At 69.8% G+C, this 13,860-nt stretch carries 15 protein-coding genes; all 15 read right to left on the reverse strand.

What is annotated here, in order from left to right; genetic code table 11:
* The coding region (locus tag B277_RS06785) for a hypothetical protein (RefSeq protein WP_007926520.1) at positions 1-1,144 on the reverse strand (1,144 nt) is incomplete at its 3' end.
* A 30-nt stretch (positions 1,145-1,174) separates the two neighbouring features.
* Positions 1,175-1,444, reverse strand: coding sequence for a DUF6112 family protein (locus B277_RS06790; RefSeq protein ID WP_007926521.1), 270 nt, complete (start codon positions 1,442-1,444; stop codon positions 1,175-1,177).
* Between the two features lie 90 nt (positions 1,445-1,534).
* Positions 1,535-1,801, reverse strand: a complete 267-nt coding sequence (locus B277_RS06795) for a DUF6112 family protein (protein WP_007926523.1) — start codon at positions 1,799-1,801, stop codon at positions 1,535-1,537.
* Positions 1,801-3,456, reverse strand: a complete 1,656-nt coding sequence (locus tag B277_RS06800; protein ID WP_040881049.1) for a M23 family metallopeptidase — start codon at positions 3,454-3,456, stop codon at positions 1,801-1,803. Before B277_RS06800 ends, B277_RS06795 begins: the two co-directional genes overlap by 1 nt.
* 15 nt (positions 3,457-3,471) lie before the next feature.
* Positions 3,472-4,161 carry a hypothetical protein gene (locus B277_RS06805; protein ID WP_007926532.1) on the reverse strand — a complete coding sequence of 230 codons (690 nt, stop codon included), beginning with the start codon at positions 4,159-4,161 and terminating at the stop codon, positions 3,472-3,474.
* Positions 4,162-4,207: 46 nt separating this feature from the next.
* Positions 4,208-4,993 (reverse strand): chromosome partitioning protein ParB, encoded by a 786-nt coding sequence (locus B277_RS06810; RefSeq protein ID WP_338009740.1) that lies wholly within the window; start codon positions 4,991-4,993, stop codon positions 4,208-4,210.
* Positions 4,950-5,219 (reverse strand): ParB N-terminal domain-containing protein, encoded by a 270-nt coding sequence (locus B277_RS19820; protein ID WP_338009741.1) that lies wholly within the window; start codon positions 5,217-5,219, stop codon positions 4,950-4,952. Before B277_RS19820 ends, B277_RS06810 begins: the two co-directional genes overlap by 44 nt.
* Positions 5,216-6,130, reverse strand: coding sequence for a hypothetical protein (locus tag B277_RS06815; RefSeq protein WP_007926536.1), 915 nt, complete (start codon positions 6,128-6,130; stop codon positions 5,216-5,218). Before B277_RS06815 ends, B277_RS19820 begins: the two co-directional genes overlap by 4 nt.
* A gap of 94 nt (positions 6,131-6,224) precedes the next feature.
* Entirely contained in the window at positions 6,225-6,635 is a 411-nt protein-coding gene (locus B277_RS06820) for a hypothetical protein (RefSeq protein ID WP_007926537.1), read from the reverse strand.
* Positions 6,632-7,330 carry a helix-turn-helix domain-containing protein gene (locus B277_RS06825; protein WP_007926539.1) on the reverse strand — a complete coding sequence of 233 codons (699 nt, stop codon included), beginning with the start codon at positions 7,328-7,330 and terminating at the stop codon, positions 6,632-6,634. Before B277_RS06825 ends, B277_RS06820 begins: the two co-directional genes overlap by 4 nt.
* Positions 7,331-7,357: 27 nt before the next feature.
* Positions 7,358-8,290 (reverse strand): bifunctional DNA primase/polymerase, encoded by a 933-nt coding sequence (locus tag B277_RS06830; RefSeq protein ID WP_007926541.1) that lies wholly within the window; start codon positions 8,288-8,290, stop codon positions 7,358-7,360.
* Positions 8,290-9,375, reverse strand: coding sequence for an ImmA/IrrE family metallo-endopeptidase (locus B277_RS06835; RefSeq protein WP_007926543.1), 1,086 nt, complete (start codon positions 9,373-9,375; stop codon positions 8,290-8,292). Before B277_RS06835 ends, B277_RS06830 begins: the two co-directional genes overlap by 1 nt.
* A 223-nt stretch (positions 9,376-9,598) precedes the next feature.
* Positions 9,599-10,534, reverse strand: a complete 936-nt coding sequence (locus B277_RS06840) for a helix-turn-helix transcriptional regulator (RefSeq protein ID WP_128277087.1) — start codon at positions 10,532-10,534, stop codon at positions 9,599-9,601.
* 24 nt (positions 10,535-10,558) lie between these two features.
* Complete coding sequence (locus tag B277_RS06845) at positions 10,559-11,827, reverse strand: MFS transporter (RefSeq protein ID WP_007926545.1); 1,269 nt, start codon at positions 11,825-11,827, stop codon at positions 10,559-10,561.
* The gene (locus tag B277_RS06850) at positions 11,824-13,479 is read right to left on the reverse strand and encodes an ABC-F family ATP-binding cassette domain-containing protein (protein WP_007926546.1); all 1,656 of its coding nucleotides are present in this window, start codon (positions 13,477-13,479) and stop codon (positions 11,824-11,826) included. The genes B277_RS06845 and B277_RS06850 overlap by 4 nt, the downstream gene beginning before the upstream one ends.
* Positions 13,480-13,860: the final 381 nt, after the last annotated feature.

The raw sequence follows: 13,860 nt of genomic DNA on the forward strand, positions 1-13,860 counted from the left end.
CAGCACCGCCCCCCGCTCCTGCCGCCGCACCGGACCCTGCGCTGGTGCCGGCACCAGCGGTGCCAGCGCTGCCGGTGCCGCTGGCGGCGGCCGGTGCCGGGGTGCGCGGCGACGGGCTGCCGCCTGGTCCGCCGCCGGACACCTTTCCGCCTCCCGGGTCGCCGCCCTGGGGGTCATCGAGAACCTTCTTCGGCTCGCCGCCGCCGGGGGTCTTGGAGGGCAGCGGGAGGGGACGGTTGAGGGCGTTCTTGGCTTCCTGCTCGGTGCCCATCTGCTGGTAGAGGTCGAAGCCGATGAACGACACGAACCGGTAGGCCATGTACGGGGCGAAGGCCGCGATTCCCATCAGCACGATCCCGGTGATCGGCTCGGTGACCGCGGTGATGTCCGCCTCGATGGGGGTGGCGATCTGGGTGATCGCCAGCAGGAAGATCACCACGAGCACGAGCTTGGACACGATCAGAGCGATCACGAACGCGGCCCACTTGCCGATCCACCCCTTGGTGGCATCCCACGAGGCGCCGGCGAACGCGATCGGCGCGAGCACGACCCCGACCAGCAGCAGCGCCTTGCGGATCAGCAGCGAGAACCAGACGATGAAGACCGCGGCGATCATCAGCCCGGCCAGGAAGATCGTGACGATCGCGCCGACACCGGGAGCGGCGATGTTGATGCCGGTCAGTCCGGCGGCGAGCAGGATGATCTTGTCGCCCATCGTCTCGGTGGTCTCCCCGGATGCCTGGATGATGCCGATGCAGAGCTGGTCCACGATCTCCAGCGCGAGCGCGGTCAGCGTGACCACGACGAACGCGCCGAGCACCGACTTCGCCGCTCCGAGCGCGGCACGAGACAGTGCGGTCGGGTCGCGCTTGATGAGCCCGGTGATGAGTTGCAGGCAGAAGAAGATCAGCACCAGGAACACGCCGATGCCGAAGATCAGGTTGTAGACGTTGGTGAACCCATCGGTTTGGACGTCGACCAGGGTGGTCGTGTCGAACACCGCCCACATCGCCTCGATCAGCCAGCCGGCCGCGCCGCCCATCGCCTGGGCGAGCCAGTCGAACGGGGCAGCCACGACCGTCGCGGCAGCTTCCCCGGCCACATCGCACACCGACGAGATGACCGGCACATCGCAGACACCCATCGTGAATCTCCTGTCGTGTCGGGGCCGGCCTCAGACGGCCTGGCCGACGTCCCAGAAGAAGTTGACGAGCGTCACTGCGGCGCCGCAGATCACCGCGGCGCCGCAGGAGATCAGCACGCCGAGCTTCCCTCGCCCGGACAGGTGCGGGTTGGAGCTGTTGGCGCCGTAGGCCCACACGATCGCGGACACGATCAGCGCCAGGACGGACAGGATGAGGCCGACCGTCATCACGGCGCCGACGATGGCGCGGAGCTGTTCGATGCCGGGCAGGCCGGAGCTGTTGGGGTCGATGTCGATCACGGCGGTTACTCCCTCGCTGAGCGGATGGCTGGTTCAGCGGCGAGGTGAGCCAGTTGCCCCCTGAGGGCCGCGTCTGCCTGCGCGCGGGGGTCAGAGCTGGCGGCCGAGGACGATCAGCCAGTTCACCCACGCCACCCCAGCACCGGCGAGCACGGCGGCACCGGCCCCGACGAGCACCCCGACCCGGCCCTTGGAGGCCAGCGAGTGGTTGCCGTGCGACGCGCCCAGCGCCCAGCAGATCGCCGAGACGACGATCATCAGCACCGCGACGACGAGCACGATCGTGAGCAGCGCACCGATCACCTGTTCCAGGTCACCGATCCCGGCCAGGCCGTCGAAGTCGGGGAACACGTCCATCACGCACCGGCCTTGACGGTGACGTGGAGGTGGTCGAAGTGTCCGCCGGTCACGTCACCGGGGTCGTGGCTTCCGCCGCCGTCGTAGTCGCGCCAGCCTTCCCCATCGCGGGCGACCGACCAGATGCGGCCCTGCCAGATCAGGTACTCCACGCCCAGGGTCTCGGCGTGGTCTTTCATCCAGTTCGTCACCCGCCATCCGTCCTCGAGTTGCGCGGGTGTGGGATAGGTCCCGATGCGGTTGCCGAAGGTGATGTCGCAGGCGCGTCCCAGCGGGTGCTCGGAGGTGGTGCCGGGCCGGGGCGAGTAGCAGGCCCAGCCGGTGTCGGGGAACCCTGCGCGGGCTTGGGCCACGAGGTGCGCCATCCGGGCGGTGATCTGCCCGTCGCGGGTGGGGTCGTCCACTAGCCGGTCGGGGTCGCCGTCGACCGGGGCGGGTTCGCCCGCGGTGCCGCCGGGGGTGTCGCAGCCGGCGGGGGTGCCGACGGCGGCTTCGGGCAGGTCGGCGGCGTTGTGCGCGTTGAGCCACGCGGCGGCGTCGACGGCCTCGCCGTGGGTGCCGCCGGGGCGGACCTCGAAGTGCAGATGCGGTCCGGTGGAGTTGCCGGAGCTGCCGACATCGCCGATGTGCTGCCCGGCGACCACCCGGTCACCGGCTGAGGCGTGGAGGCCGGATTCCCACATGTGGGCGTAGGCGGTCGCCACCGTCTGGCCGTCGATCTGATGCTCGATGACGATCAGCCCGCCGTAGCCGCCGGAGAACTCCGCGACGGTCACGGTGCCGTCCGCGGCGGCGAGGATCGGGGTGCCGTCGGGGGCGGCGAGGTCGGTGCCGGTGTGGAACGACGACTCTCCGGTGATCGGGTGGACTCGTGGCCCGAACTCGCTGGTGAGCACCCAGGTTCCCTCCGGCAGCGGGAACACCACCCGCGCGGACTGTGCCACCGGACCCGCCGCGACCGCGGACCTCGCCGGACCGGCCGAGCCGGATGCGTCGGTTCCGTCGCTGGCGGCGCCGGTGAGGGCATCAAGGATCGCGTCGGCGACTGGCTGGTAGTTGCGGTAGCGGTCCGGGTAGGCGCTGACTTCGACGGCTTGGGCGGCTTCGCCGGGGTCCATCTGCTGCCAGCCCGGGATGTCCAGCAGCCCCCGCGGGCTCGGGTAGTTCGGGCCGTCCGGTCCGCCGAAGAACGCCCGCGCCTGGTAGTTCGGGTCCATCAGCTCCGCGACGGTGCCCCACCCGGATTGCGGTCGCATCTGGAACAGGCCGAGCGAGTCGTGATCCGAGCCGTTGCCGTCGTTGGGGTAGTTCCCGCTGTCGGGGTAGGCGCCGGTGTTCGCCAACTGCCGCAGCGTGCTCTCGGCCAGCGCGGCCATCAGCGCGATCGTGATGCCGGGCCGGCCGACGCCCTCGATCCCGCCGCCGATCGTGATGATGGTGGCCGCGTGCGTGAGCTGCTGCCGGTTCAGGGTGAACGTCTCACCGTTCGCGGTCGTGACCGTCAGCGACTCCGGGACCGTCCCGACGGTCACCGATCCGCCGGGAGTCGCGCAGTTCGCGGCGGCGGGATTCATCAGCACGCCGATGCCGACCAGCCCCAGCATGGGGCCGAGCAGCAGCAGCGCGAGGATGGCGGCGGTGAGCTTCTTCAACACGGCAGGACCCGGTGGCTATCGGAGCGGGTTGTCGAGCTGGGACAGGCGCAGCAGATGACACAGGCCGGTGCGGAACTGCGGCGCCGGCGGCGGGCAGGCCAGGAACACCGTGAACGACACCGACTGCTCAGCCGTGACCGGTTCGCCGTTCCAGACGCCCGCGCGGTGGCGGGTGCCCTCGATCGTGACCGCGGTGGCACCAGGCGCGAGCTGGCCGGGCTGGGCTTGCTCGACCGCCTGATCCCATGCCTCCGGTACGAACGAGCGGTCGATGACCAGGCGCTGGGTGGTGGCGTACTGGCGCAGCTCGATCCACGTCTCACGGGAGGGCAGGTAGGCGGCGATGTCCGAGCCGAGTCCGGCCTGCTCGGTGCCGGAGGGGTCGCCGACCTCCAAGATTCCGGCGGAGTAGTCCAGCGGCATCAGCCCGGAGCCGGTGTCCCACCCGAACAGCGCTTCCGCGACGTTGCGGGCGAACTGATCCGGGTCGTGCGAGGGCAACACTCGCGGTGGCCCCGGCGCCGCCGGGCCGGTCTCGTCGAGCGCGGTGACGGTCGGCGCCGGTGCGGGTGCGCCGTCACGGGGTGGTCGTGGGCCGGTGAGGAGCCCGTAGACGCCGACACCGACGAGGAGCAGCAGGGCGAGCCCGGCGGCGATCACGGCGATCAGCCGGCCACGGGACCAGGATGCGAGATTCGTCTTCATACCCGCCAGGTGCGCCCGCCCGTGACACACCGGGACCCGGAGTAGTTCAGAGTGCGCGTAGCAGCGGCTGGTCGGGCTGGGTCGCGGTGCGGGCGGTGCGGAGCCGGTCAGCGAAGGCCATCGTGCCTTCGACGGCGGCGAAGAACACCTCGATCTGCTCGTCGGTCAGGTCCGTCGCCAGTTCGTCCACGTCGTAGTGCGTCCACCACGCGTCCAGCCCGCCCCAGGTCAGCACGAACGCGCGCACCGAGAACCGTGCCGGACCCGCGTCCCCGTCAGCGGGTCGCGCCTCGGATACGGCCCGTTTCGGAGCCTTGCCGCGCCGGGTGGTATGGACGCGGGCGAGTGCTTCGTCGGCCAGCTCGTGCAGCCGCCGGTCCCGCTCAGCGCCGGTGTCGGAGTGTGCGTCCCGGAGACGCTGGAGGATCGGGATGACCGGCGCGCCGGCCTCGATCCGCGCCAGCCCGTCGCGGGCCTGGCCGCGCAGCGCCTCAGAGACGGAAGGGTCGTCGGTCAGGCGTTGCAGGAACCCGATCTGCTCCAGCCGCGTGTAGGACAACGAGCCGGTCACCATCCGCGCTGCTTGCGCGCGGGCATCGCCGAGCGGGCCGGGGGCTGGTGGTCCCGCCGAATCGGCGGGACCATGCTTCCCGGGCTCGTGGCCGTCCTGGAACTGGGTGGCCGCCTTCCTGCGGGCGGCGTCCTCGGCGATGAGTTCCTTGATCTCCCGGTACAGCCCGGCCGCCTCGATCGGGGTGAGGGACTTGTGGAGCTGGTTGTCGTCCTGTTCAGCGAGCAGATGACCGAGCCGGTCCGAGATGCCCGAGCGCACCCACACGCTGACGCGGCGGTGCCCGAGCTGCTTGATCGCCGCGAGCCGCCGCGCCCCCGCACACCAGCGTCCCGTCCGGGGTGATCGTCGGCGGCTGCAACAGGTCCTCCCGCTCGATCGACGCCGCCAGAGCGTCGAGGTCGCCCAGGTCGGTGCGGTGCCGGCGACCGACGGTGATGGAGTCCACCGTCCGCTCCAGCTCGATCCGCCCGTCCGGGGTACTCATCTGGCACCTCGCGACGTGTCGGTGCCGCGCGCGTTCGTGCCGGGTGCCGCCAGCGACAGGGTGAGCACGAGGTCGTCGTCGCGCAAAAGCACCGGGAGCGTCTCACCGATCAGCAGCCGCAGCAGGATGCCCCGTCCGGCGCCGGTCGTCGCGAGTTCCGCCGCGGGGCTGCCCAGCAGCGCACGCAGCAGCACCGCCCAGGTCCGGCCCGGCATGTCGAGCAACGCGCGGGCGTGCTTGTCACGCCGCAGCGTCTCGTAGGCGGTGTGCCGGTTCCCGACCCGGGTCAGCGTCCCGCAGACATGCTCCACCGCCGCCCGCGCGGTCCCCGCAGGCCAGCCCAGCAGCACCAGCAGCGTGATCGCATCCTCGACCGCCGCGGTCGCCGACGTCGGTTCCGACCCGTCCCGCCCTGCCTCGTCACCGTGTTCCTCGCCGTGCCCGGTGGTGTCGTGCGGGTCGGTGATCTGGAAGGCGGGGTGGTAGTCGTCCAGCGGGTTCTCCCGGTCGGAGAGCCGTTCGGGGTCGTGGAACACCGAGTAGCGGGGCCGGCGCGCCTGGTGGGTCGAGCACAGCAGCCCTTGGCCGCGTTCCTCGGCGATGCAGGTGATCCGCACCGCGTGAGTGACCACCGCCCACGGGTCATCGGCGGTGCGGGCGGCCTTGCTGCGCATCACGTCGAACGCCGCTGACGCGGCCTCCCACGGGTCGAGCCGGTGCTTGTGCGCCAGGGCCGCGTACTTCTCGGCCGCGAACGCCATCAGCTCACCCGCCACGGGGTCCTGCTCCCACGCGCCACGACCCGCGGCGTGGAGCCGGTGCAGCAGCGCGCGCAGCCCCTCGCTGCTGCGGTAATCCTCCGCCCGTTCGCCGCTGTTCGTCGTGCCGGTGGTCTTGGTGTCGTCGGTCATGGTTGGGGCACCTCCTGGCGGGCAGGTGCGCCCGCAGGTCCCTGCGGGTCTGACCTCCGCCAGCCAGGCGTCCACCACTGATCACCGCTCCCGGCTACCGCATCCCGACCCCGGAGCGGACCTGGGCTCGGTCGGTGCCGCCGCGACGCCCGAACGCCGACACCGGCGGCAGATGCCGGGCACGTTCGCTCGCCCTCTGCGCGCCCTTCTCGATCGGGGCGCGCAGACGGCGGCTCCCCGCGGCGGCGAGGTCGATGCCGCCGCGCGACAGCGCCCCGCCGGCGCGGGCGAACAGGTCGGTCGGGCGCACCCAGTCCACGCCCCGGCCCCGTACCTGCGCCAGCTTCTCCTTCGCGGCCCGGCGGGATGCGGCGTCCCTGATCGCGTCCGGCGTCCTCGTCGCCTCCGCATCCTCGGTCGGCGCGGTCGGTGTTCGTGGGGCGTCGTCCGGCACGCGATGCCGTCGGTACTGCTCGGCCGGGTTCGTCTGGTCCTGGTCACTCATGGCGTGACTCCTTCCCTTATGGGCTCGGACCCGGGCGGGCCGGCCTCATGGCTGTGGTGAGCGTCGGGACGCTCGGGGCGGGGCAGCCACCGGCCGACTGTCGAGGGATGCACCCCCAGGTGTCGGGCGATGGCCTTGTTCGACCACTCCCGCTCCCGTAGCTGCGCCGCCTGCGCCCGACGATCCGAACCAGCGTCCTCACCCGCCTCGAAGGGGCCGGGCGTGGCAGGCGGGGGTGCGGGTCGTTCGGGCTCGATGCCTGCCACGGTGACCGTGGCGGGCGGCACCTCACCCGCTGTCTCTGGCGGTTCGGCGGGACGGGCGGCAGCGCGGGTCAGAACGACGGTCAGATGGGTGATCGCCAGCAGCACCACGGGCGGCACCGCGGCGACTGCAGCCGCGAGCGGGCCTGGCACGTCGGCGTCCGCGGCGACGACCGCATGCAGGGAGTTCGCCGTCACCGACACCGCCGCGCCGCCGATCAGCAGCGTCCACGGATACCAGGCCGCCTTCTCACCGGCGAGCGCGACCACGGCGACCGTGGACACCACGATCACGCCATCGACGATCAGCGGCCACGCCCACGCTTGCCCCGCCCCTATCCCGGAGCGGCGGGCCAGGTCAGCCAGCGCGGTGAAGGACAGCCAGAACGCTCCGGTGGCGATGAACACCGTCCCAGCAACGGAAGTGACCACGGCCCAGCTCCGCCCCCGGCACCCTGTTCATCCCAGGCCCCTCACCGCGCCCGCCCACGACCCGGGGTCGCGTCGAGCGAACCCACCCGCCGGCGTGCTCGCTGAGGCGGAGCGTTCTCGGCGGGCGGCTCCCGCGTTGACGCTGCGGTAGGCGCTGTAGACGGTGCGGGTGATCTCCCGCTCGGCGAAGTCGGGCTGCTCGGCACGCACCAGCGCATCCAGGGCATCGGAGACCGGCACGTTCCCCTCAGCCAGGCGGCACGCGGCCCAGAACAGCTTGTAGTTCCGATCGCCCTTGATCTGCCGGGACAGCCACGCCGCCAGCCGGTCCGCGTTCTCCCGCCCCGACGCCTGCCCGCCTTCCCGCCCCGGGCGACGTGGCGGTGGCGGATCGAGGAAGTCACGTAGCCGCACCGCATCCACCGGCGCGACCGCACCGGCGGCCACTTGCTCGACCCGGTACGAGACCGAAGTAGCCTCCAGTCGCAGCGTCGAGGGGGGCGCGATGACGTAGCCTCCGTCCCCGCGGCAATCCACGCCGGCCTTGCCGACCGCCCACGACCGCTGCACCCGGGCCGGGACGGCCGGGAAGTAGGCATGCCGACCCCCGGTGGGCGTGGTCACCGTCGCCAGCGGCGCCGGGATCAGACCCGCGCGAGCCGCCCGCGCATATGCCGCGTACCCGTCGACGCCGTGCACGTCCACGTCGATCACGACCAGACCCGAGACGGCGCCGGTCGGGATGCCGATGTTCGCGCTCGGCTGCCACCGCCACCACTGCGCGACCTGGTGCGGGTCGGTTGTCGCGCGCCGGAAACCGGACGCGACGATCGGGGTCTTCTCGCCCGGCACGCACGGGAACACGGCCACCCCGGCCCGTGCCAGCTCGCGTGCTGCAACCGGCAACGGCAGACCGTCGAGCCGGTCGAACACGGCGGCGAACGCCGAGGGGGCGACCATCACAGCCCCCGCTCCGGCACCGCCTGCACCGTCCGCGGCTCACGCACCGGCAACGGCTCGGCCCCCGGTCCCGCCTCCGGCGCCCGCGCAGGTCCAGACTGTTCGACTTCGGGTCGGTCGAGTCGCAGTGAGGTCGGGTTGCCGTTGCCGAGCTGGATCGTGTCGAGCTGGCCCAGGACCTCGGTCGCGGTGCGGCGGACCTTCTCGCCGGTGTCGCGGATGACCTGCACCGGGTCCGTGCCGTCGACGTTCGCGGCCCACCCAGCGACGTAGGGGATCGTGTAGTCGCTGGTGTCCATGCCATGCGCTGCGGCGATCATCAGCGCCACCGACTCGGCCTCGACCTCACCGATCCCGCGATGCTGGCGCGCGTCCTGCTGGTTCGGCCCATGCAGACGCACATGGCCCAGTTCGTGCGCGAGGGTCTTCACCTGCGCGGCCGGATCCATGTCGGTCCGCACCAGGACCTGGCGGGTCTCGTAGTCGGTCATGCCGTTCGCGCCGCGGATCGCGTCGGCGTCGGGTATCCGCAGCACCTCGAATCCCAGCGACTCGACCTGCCCGGCCAGCCCCTCCCACAGCCCGGCGGGCGCCTCGCCTCTCAGCAGCTTCGGGCTTGGCAGTTCCGGCAGGTCGGCACCGTGGGTCCGGGACACATCCCACACATGAGCGGGGACGACGCTGACGATCCGCCGTTGCACGACCTCACCCGGGCGCGGCTTCTCGCCCTTCGTCAGGCGTCGCCACGAGGCCGGGTCCTTCGGCGTGGCCGTGGCGAAACGCACTCGGACCGGGGCGCGAATCTCATAGCCGCCGCCGGCCTCGGCCCAGCGGCCCATCTTCTTCCAGTCCTGGAACCCGGCCACCCATGTCGGCGTCGGGGATGGCACCCGGCCCTGCTCGTAGGCTTCCAGGTGCTGAGCCCAGATCAGCAGCGTGTTGTTGAATGAGCGCGATCGGAACCGCGCGGCGAACTCCATCGCCCGCCGCCAGTCCTCACCTGAGACCAGCTCCTCGACCGAGCGCACGATGCGTTCTTCGAGAGCTTCGAGCTTCGCTTCCCGCGTCTCGCTCCTCATCGCCATCGCAGGACCTCCCTCCGCCGTGGCCGCCCCGAGTGGGAGCAGCCGTTGCGACCACGAGGTACGCCGGGCGGATCAGGAAGACAAGGCGGACGACGGAAACGAGACTGGCGACCGCCAGGCTCCGCGATGAACCCGACGAGTCCCTACCGGACTACCGGAACCCCCGAAAGCCGTGGGGCCGCGGCCCGCGATCCTGCGGATATGACCCGGCTCGATGCGCGTTTCACCCGGACGACGGGGTGGCACGCGAGCGGGCGATCGCCCGGTAGCGGCTCGGCGTCACACCGACGCTACGACGGAACTGACGCGCCGCGAAATCAGGATCACTCCACCCCACCTCACGAGCAACCACCGCGATCGGCGTGTCCGTCGTGCGTAGAAGACCCGCCATCCGCTCCGCCCGCAACATCGTCAGATACGCGATCGGCGACTTCCCGTACGCCTCCACGAACACACGACCAAGCTGCGACTTCGACAGATGCACCTCGCGCGCCAGGTCCGTCACCGACCACCGACGCACCGGGTCCGACCGCAGCAGCTCGGCGACCCTCCGCGCCTCGGCCCGCAACGGCGCGAATCCCCGTCGCCTGGGCGGAGCAGGCCACGTCGTCGCGCGCTGCGTGGAGGACTCGCGCACCGGTGTCGTCGTGACGAACGGAGTCAGGACGTGAGCGATCGAGAACCACAACGCCTGCACCCGATGAAAGTTCGCGACCGGGCGATCCTCAACACTCAGCGCGACCAGCTCGTCCAGCCACGGCATCAACATCCCCGCCCGGTCCTCACCAAGTCGGAGAACCTGGGCTGGCTCGGCATAAGTCGTCGCAAAGAAGTCCTGTGCTTCAAGTCGATCTTGCAGAAAGCCGACGTACTGCCAGAACACCTGGTCCACCAGGTAATCGGTGTTCGCGAAGACGGTGGTCGTCGTGACGTGGCCTTCTGGCTCACTCCCGCACAGGACGTTCGCGCCGAGCACGACAACATCGCCAATACAGACGGGTCGCTGTCCGAACTCACTGAACAGCACCGCGGACCCAGAGCGGACGATGACAATCTTGATGCAGTCATATGCCACCGGACCGATCGGACGATGCTCGGTACGGGTCAATGCCGTGATGGGTGAGCGCAGGCCTTGTTCGTCTGCCTCGAATCCCAACATGTTCTTGACCCGGACAGTCGCGTCTCAGCGTTCGTCCAGTGAGCGTTCCATCTCGCTTTCGCGCATCCGTCCCGCCAGCAGAGCGATCAGCGCAAGGGCGGGTGGCGCGATGCCGGCGATGATGAAGATCACGGGGATAGGCACGAGCAGTGAGAGCGGGCCTGCGATGGCGATCGAGACCGGCATGAAGGCGATCGAGACGAAGAAGTCGAGGCTCGCGACTCGGCCGATCATGTCGAGCGGCACCAGACGTTGCAGCAGGGTTCCCCAGATGACGACACCGGCTCCGGTCGCCGCGCCGACGATGAACAGTGCTGAGAGCATCAGAATCAGGTTGTCGGCGACGCCGATGACCGCAAGGGGGAGGGTTCCGCCGCCCCAGCAGGCGATCATGAATGTGAGGTAGCGGCGCGGCAGTTTCAGAGATGACACAACGAGTGAGCCGATCGCCCCGCCGATGCCGAATGCGGCAAGGAGGAAACCGAACGTCGATTCGGCGTCCTCGAACCTGTCGCGGGTGATGAACGGCAGCAGCACTTCGATCGGTCCCTGGATGATGAGGGCGAGAGAGGAGCCGAAGATCAGAGTCCAGAGCAACCAGCGAGTGCGAGCCACATAGTTCACGCCTGCTCGAAGGTCGCCCCACACGCTCGTGCGCTGCTCCGGAGAAGTGACCGTGATCAGTTCGTCGCGCCGACTGAGGAACAGAGTGAGGATGAACGCGATCGCGTACGACGCTGCGACGATCACGGCCCCGATGGCGGGAAAGAACATGCCGACGAAGATTCCGCCGAGGGCGGGACCCAGACCCTGCCCCATTGAGGGTCGGAGAGCGCCTTCGAGCCCGTTCGCGGCGAGGAGCTGCTCAGGCGGAAGCACCTGGGGCAGATACGCGCTGTAGGCGGGGTAGAAGAACGCGCTTCCTGCGCCCATCGCGAAGGAGGCGACGCCGACGTGCCACAGTTCGATCGTCCCGGTGAGGGACAGCACTGCCACCACGGTCATCACGGCCGCGGTGCATCCCTGCACGGTGATGATGATGCGGCGTTTGGAGAACCGATCGGCGACAACGCCACCCAGGATCGAGAAGGCGAACAAGCCCAAGCTCATCCCTGTCGCGACCGCTGAGAGCGCGAGCGGGCTGTCATCGAGCGCGAGGACTTGGAAGACCATCACGATGGTCCACATCCCGGTGCCGAAGACCTCGATGCCGACTGCGGCGAACAGGAGCCGATAGTCCCGCGAAGCCAGTGGCCGCAGGGCACGTATCCGGTTGAGGTTCTTCTCGCTCATACCAGCGCCTCGCCTTCGATCATCGAAGTCAGTTCGAGGCTCGGCCATTCGTAAACGTCACGGAGCAGCTGCCGGTCGTGCGTTGACAGGACGACCGCCGCTGCAGTCGCTCCGAGCGCGTCGGTGAGTTCGTCAACGAGCGCGATTGAAAGGTGGTTGGTGGGTTCGTCCAGGAGGAGCACATGCGGGCGCATCGCGAGCACGAGTGCCAGATCGAGCCGGCGCTGCTGCCCCATCGAGAGCTCGCCCACTCGTTTGCCCGCCTCGCGCGGGCGAAGGAGACCAAGCTGAGAGAGGCCGATCGCATCCGATTCCCGCAAGGTGCCTTCGGACACGAGCGCGCCGACGTGCGTGGCGTACACCTCGCTCGCTCTCCGATCAGGCGGCAGGGTCGTCTCCTGATGGAGAAAGCCGAGGCGCGTGCTCCGAGGCATCCGAACCGCTCCGGTGTCCGGCGATAGCTCACCACCGACCACGCCCAGCAGTGTGGACTTGCCGGCACCGTTCGGGCCGGTCACAACGAGACGGCCGCGGTGGGAGAGTGAGAACGACACTGGCTGGCTCAACCGCCCGGCGACGCTGACGTGATCGACGCTGAGGAGAACCGCGCCAGTTCGTGTGGGGAGTTCGGGGAACCGGAAGAGCTGAGGCGGTTCCGGCACGGTGACGGCGTGGGCTTCGAGTGCTTCCTGGCGTCGGTGAACGTTCTGCACAAGCCCGCCGGCCCGGGTGGCGCGCCCATGCTTGTTGGTGCCCTTCTCTGGTCTCCACCCCGAGACGAGTCGGTTCTGCGCTGCGCTGAGACTGTCCTGTAGCCGAGCATGCTCGGCCTGCTGGCGGTCATAGTCCTGTTCCCAGCGTTCCCGCTCGGCCAGACGTCCCTCCCGGTAGCCGGCATAGCCGTTCCCGTACACGCGCGGCCGATCGTCCGGCGTCGGGTCCAGGTCGACGATGGTCTCCGCGATGTCGGACAGCAGCGCGCGATCGTGGCTGACGACGACAACACCCCCGCTCCGCGCTCGGAGCTGCGCGGTCAGGAACTCGAGCCCGCTTCGGTCGAGGTGGTTGGTGGGCTCATCAAGCAGGAGGAAGTCGTGATCGGCGCCCAGGAGGCACGCCAGCCGTACCCGATAACGCTGTCCCACCGAGAGGTCTGTGAGAAGCCTGGTCGAGTCCGTCTCCGCGTCGAGTGCTTCGAGCGCGATCTGCACGCGCCGTTCGGCATCCCACGCATCGAGCGCTTCGGCATGTTCCAACGCGGCCGCGTACTGCTCCTCCGTCCGGTCCTTGTTGTCCGCGAGAGCGAGAGCGGCCGCGTCGAGCGCCGCCAACGCGGCCAGTGGTTCGGCGATCGCCTCTGCGACCGCCTGCCCAACAGTTCGACTGTCAGCGGCGGTCATCTCTTGCTCGGCCACAGCGATCGTGCCGATGCGCTGGACTGTTCCGCTGTCCGGGACCAGGACGCCAGCGAGAACCTGCAGGAGGGTCGATTTCCCTCGCCCGTTCTCTCCCACGATCGCGACACGCGATGAGGAAGTGAGGGTGAGGTCTACATGATGGAGAACGGGTGTGGCTCCGCGCATCAAAGACACGTCGGAAGTGATGAGTTGCGCGCGATGGCGCGCCGGATGACGGTTCGTCGGGGTAAGCATTGAAGTCCTTCGAGACGACGCACCACCAGCCACAGACAGGCAGATAGGTACGCAAATGACGGCGACCCAGGAAGGGTCAGAAACGAGCGGCCGCCGCAGTCTCGGATTACTCAACGAGCGCGGTGGGCCTACTCAGCCGTCACAGGAAGTACAAATGCATACGACCACCCTACCGCACGAAGCCGACGTGCCCTCCGCCTAGCTACGCGATCGCTAGAAGGGCGCGGAGCGCGTGCGCTGCTTGGGCGGGTACGACTCCGTTGCCGAGTGCGGTGAGCTGTTCTGGCGGGGTGAGTCCGAGGTTGGGATCGGTCACCCATCCGTCCGGTAGGCCCATCAGCCATTCCACGAAGCGCGGCGCGGGCCGGCACTGCCCCTCGT

Source organism: Janibacter hoylei PVAS-1, assembly GCF_000297495.1.
GTDB lineage: Bacteria > Actinomycetota > Actinomycetes > Actinomycetales > Dermatophilaceae > Janibacter > Janibacter hoylei.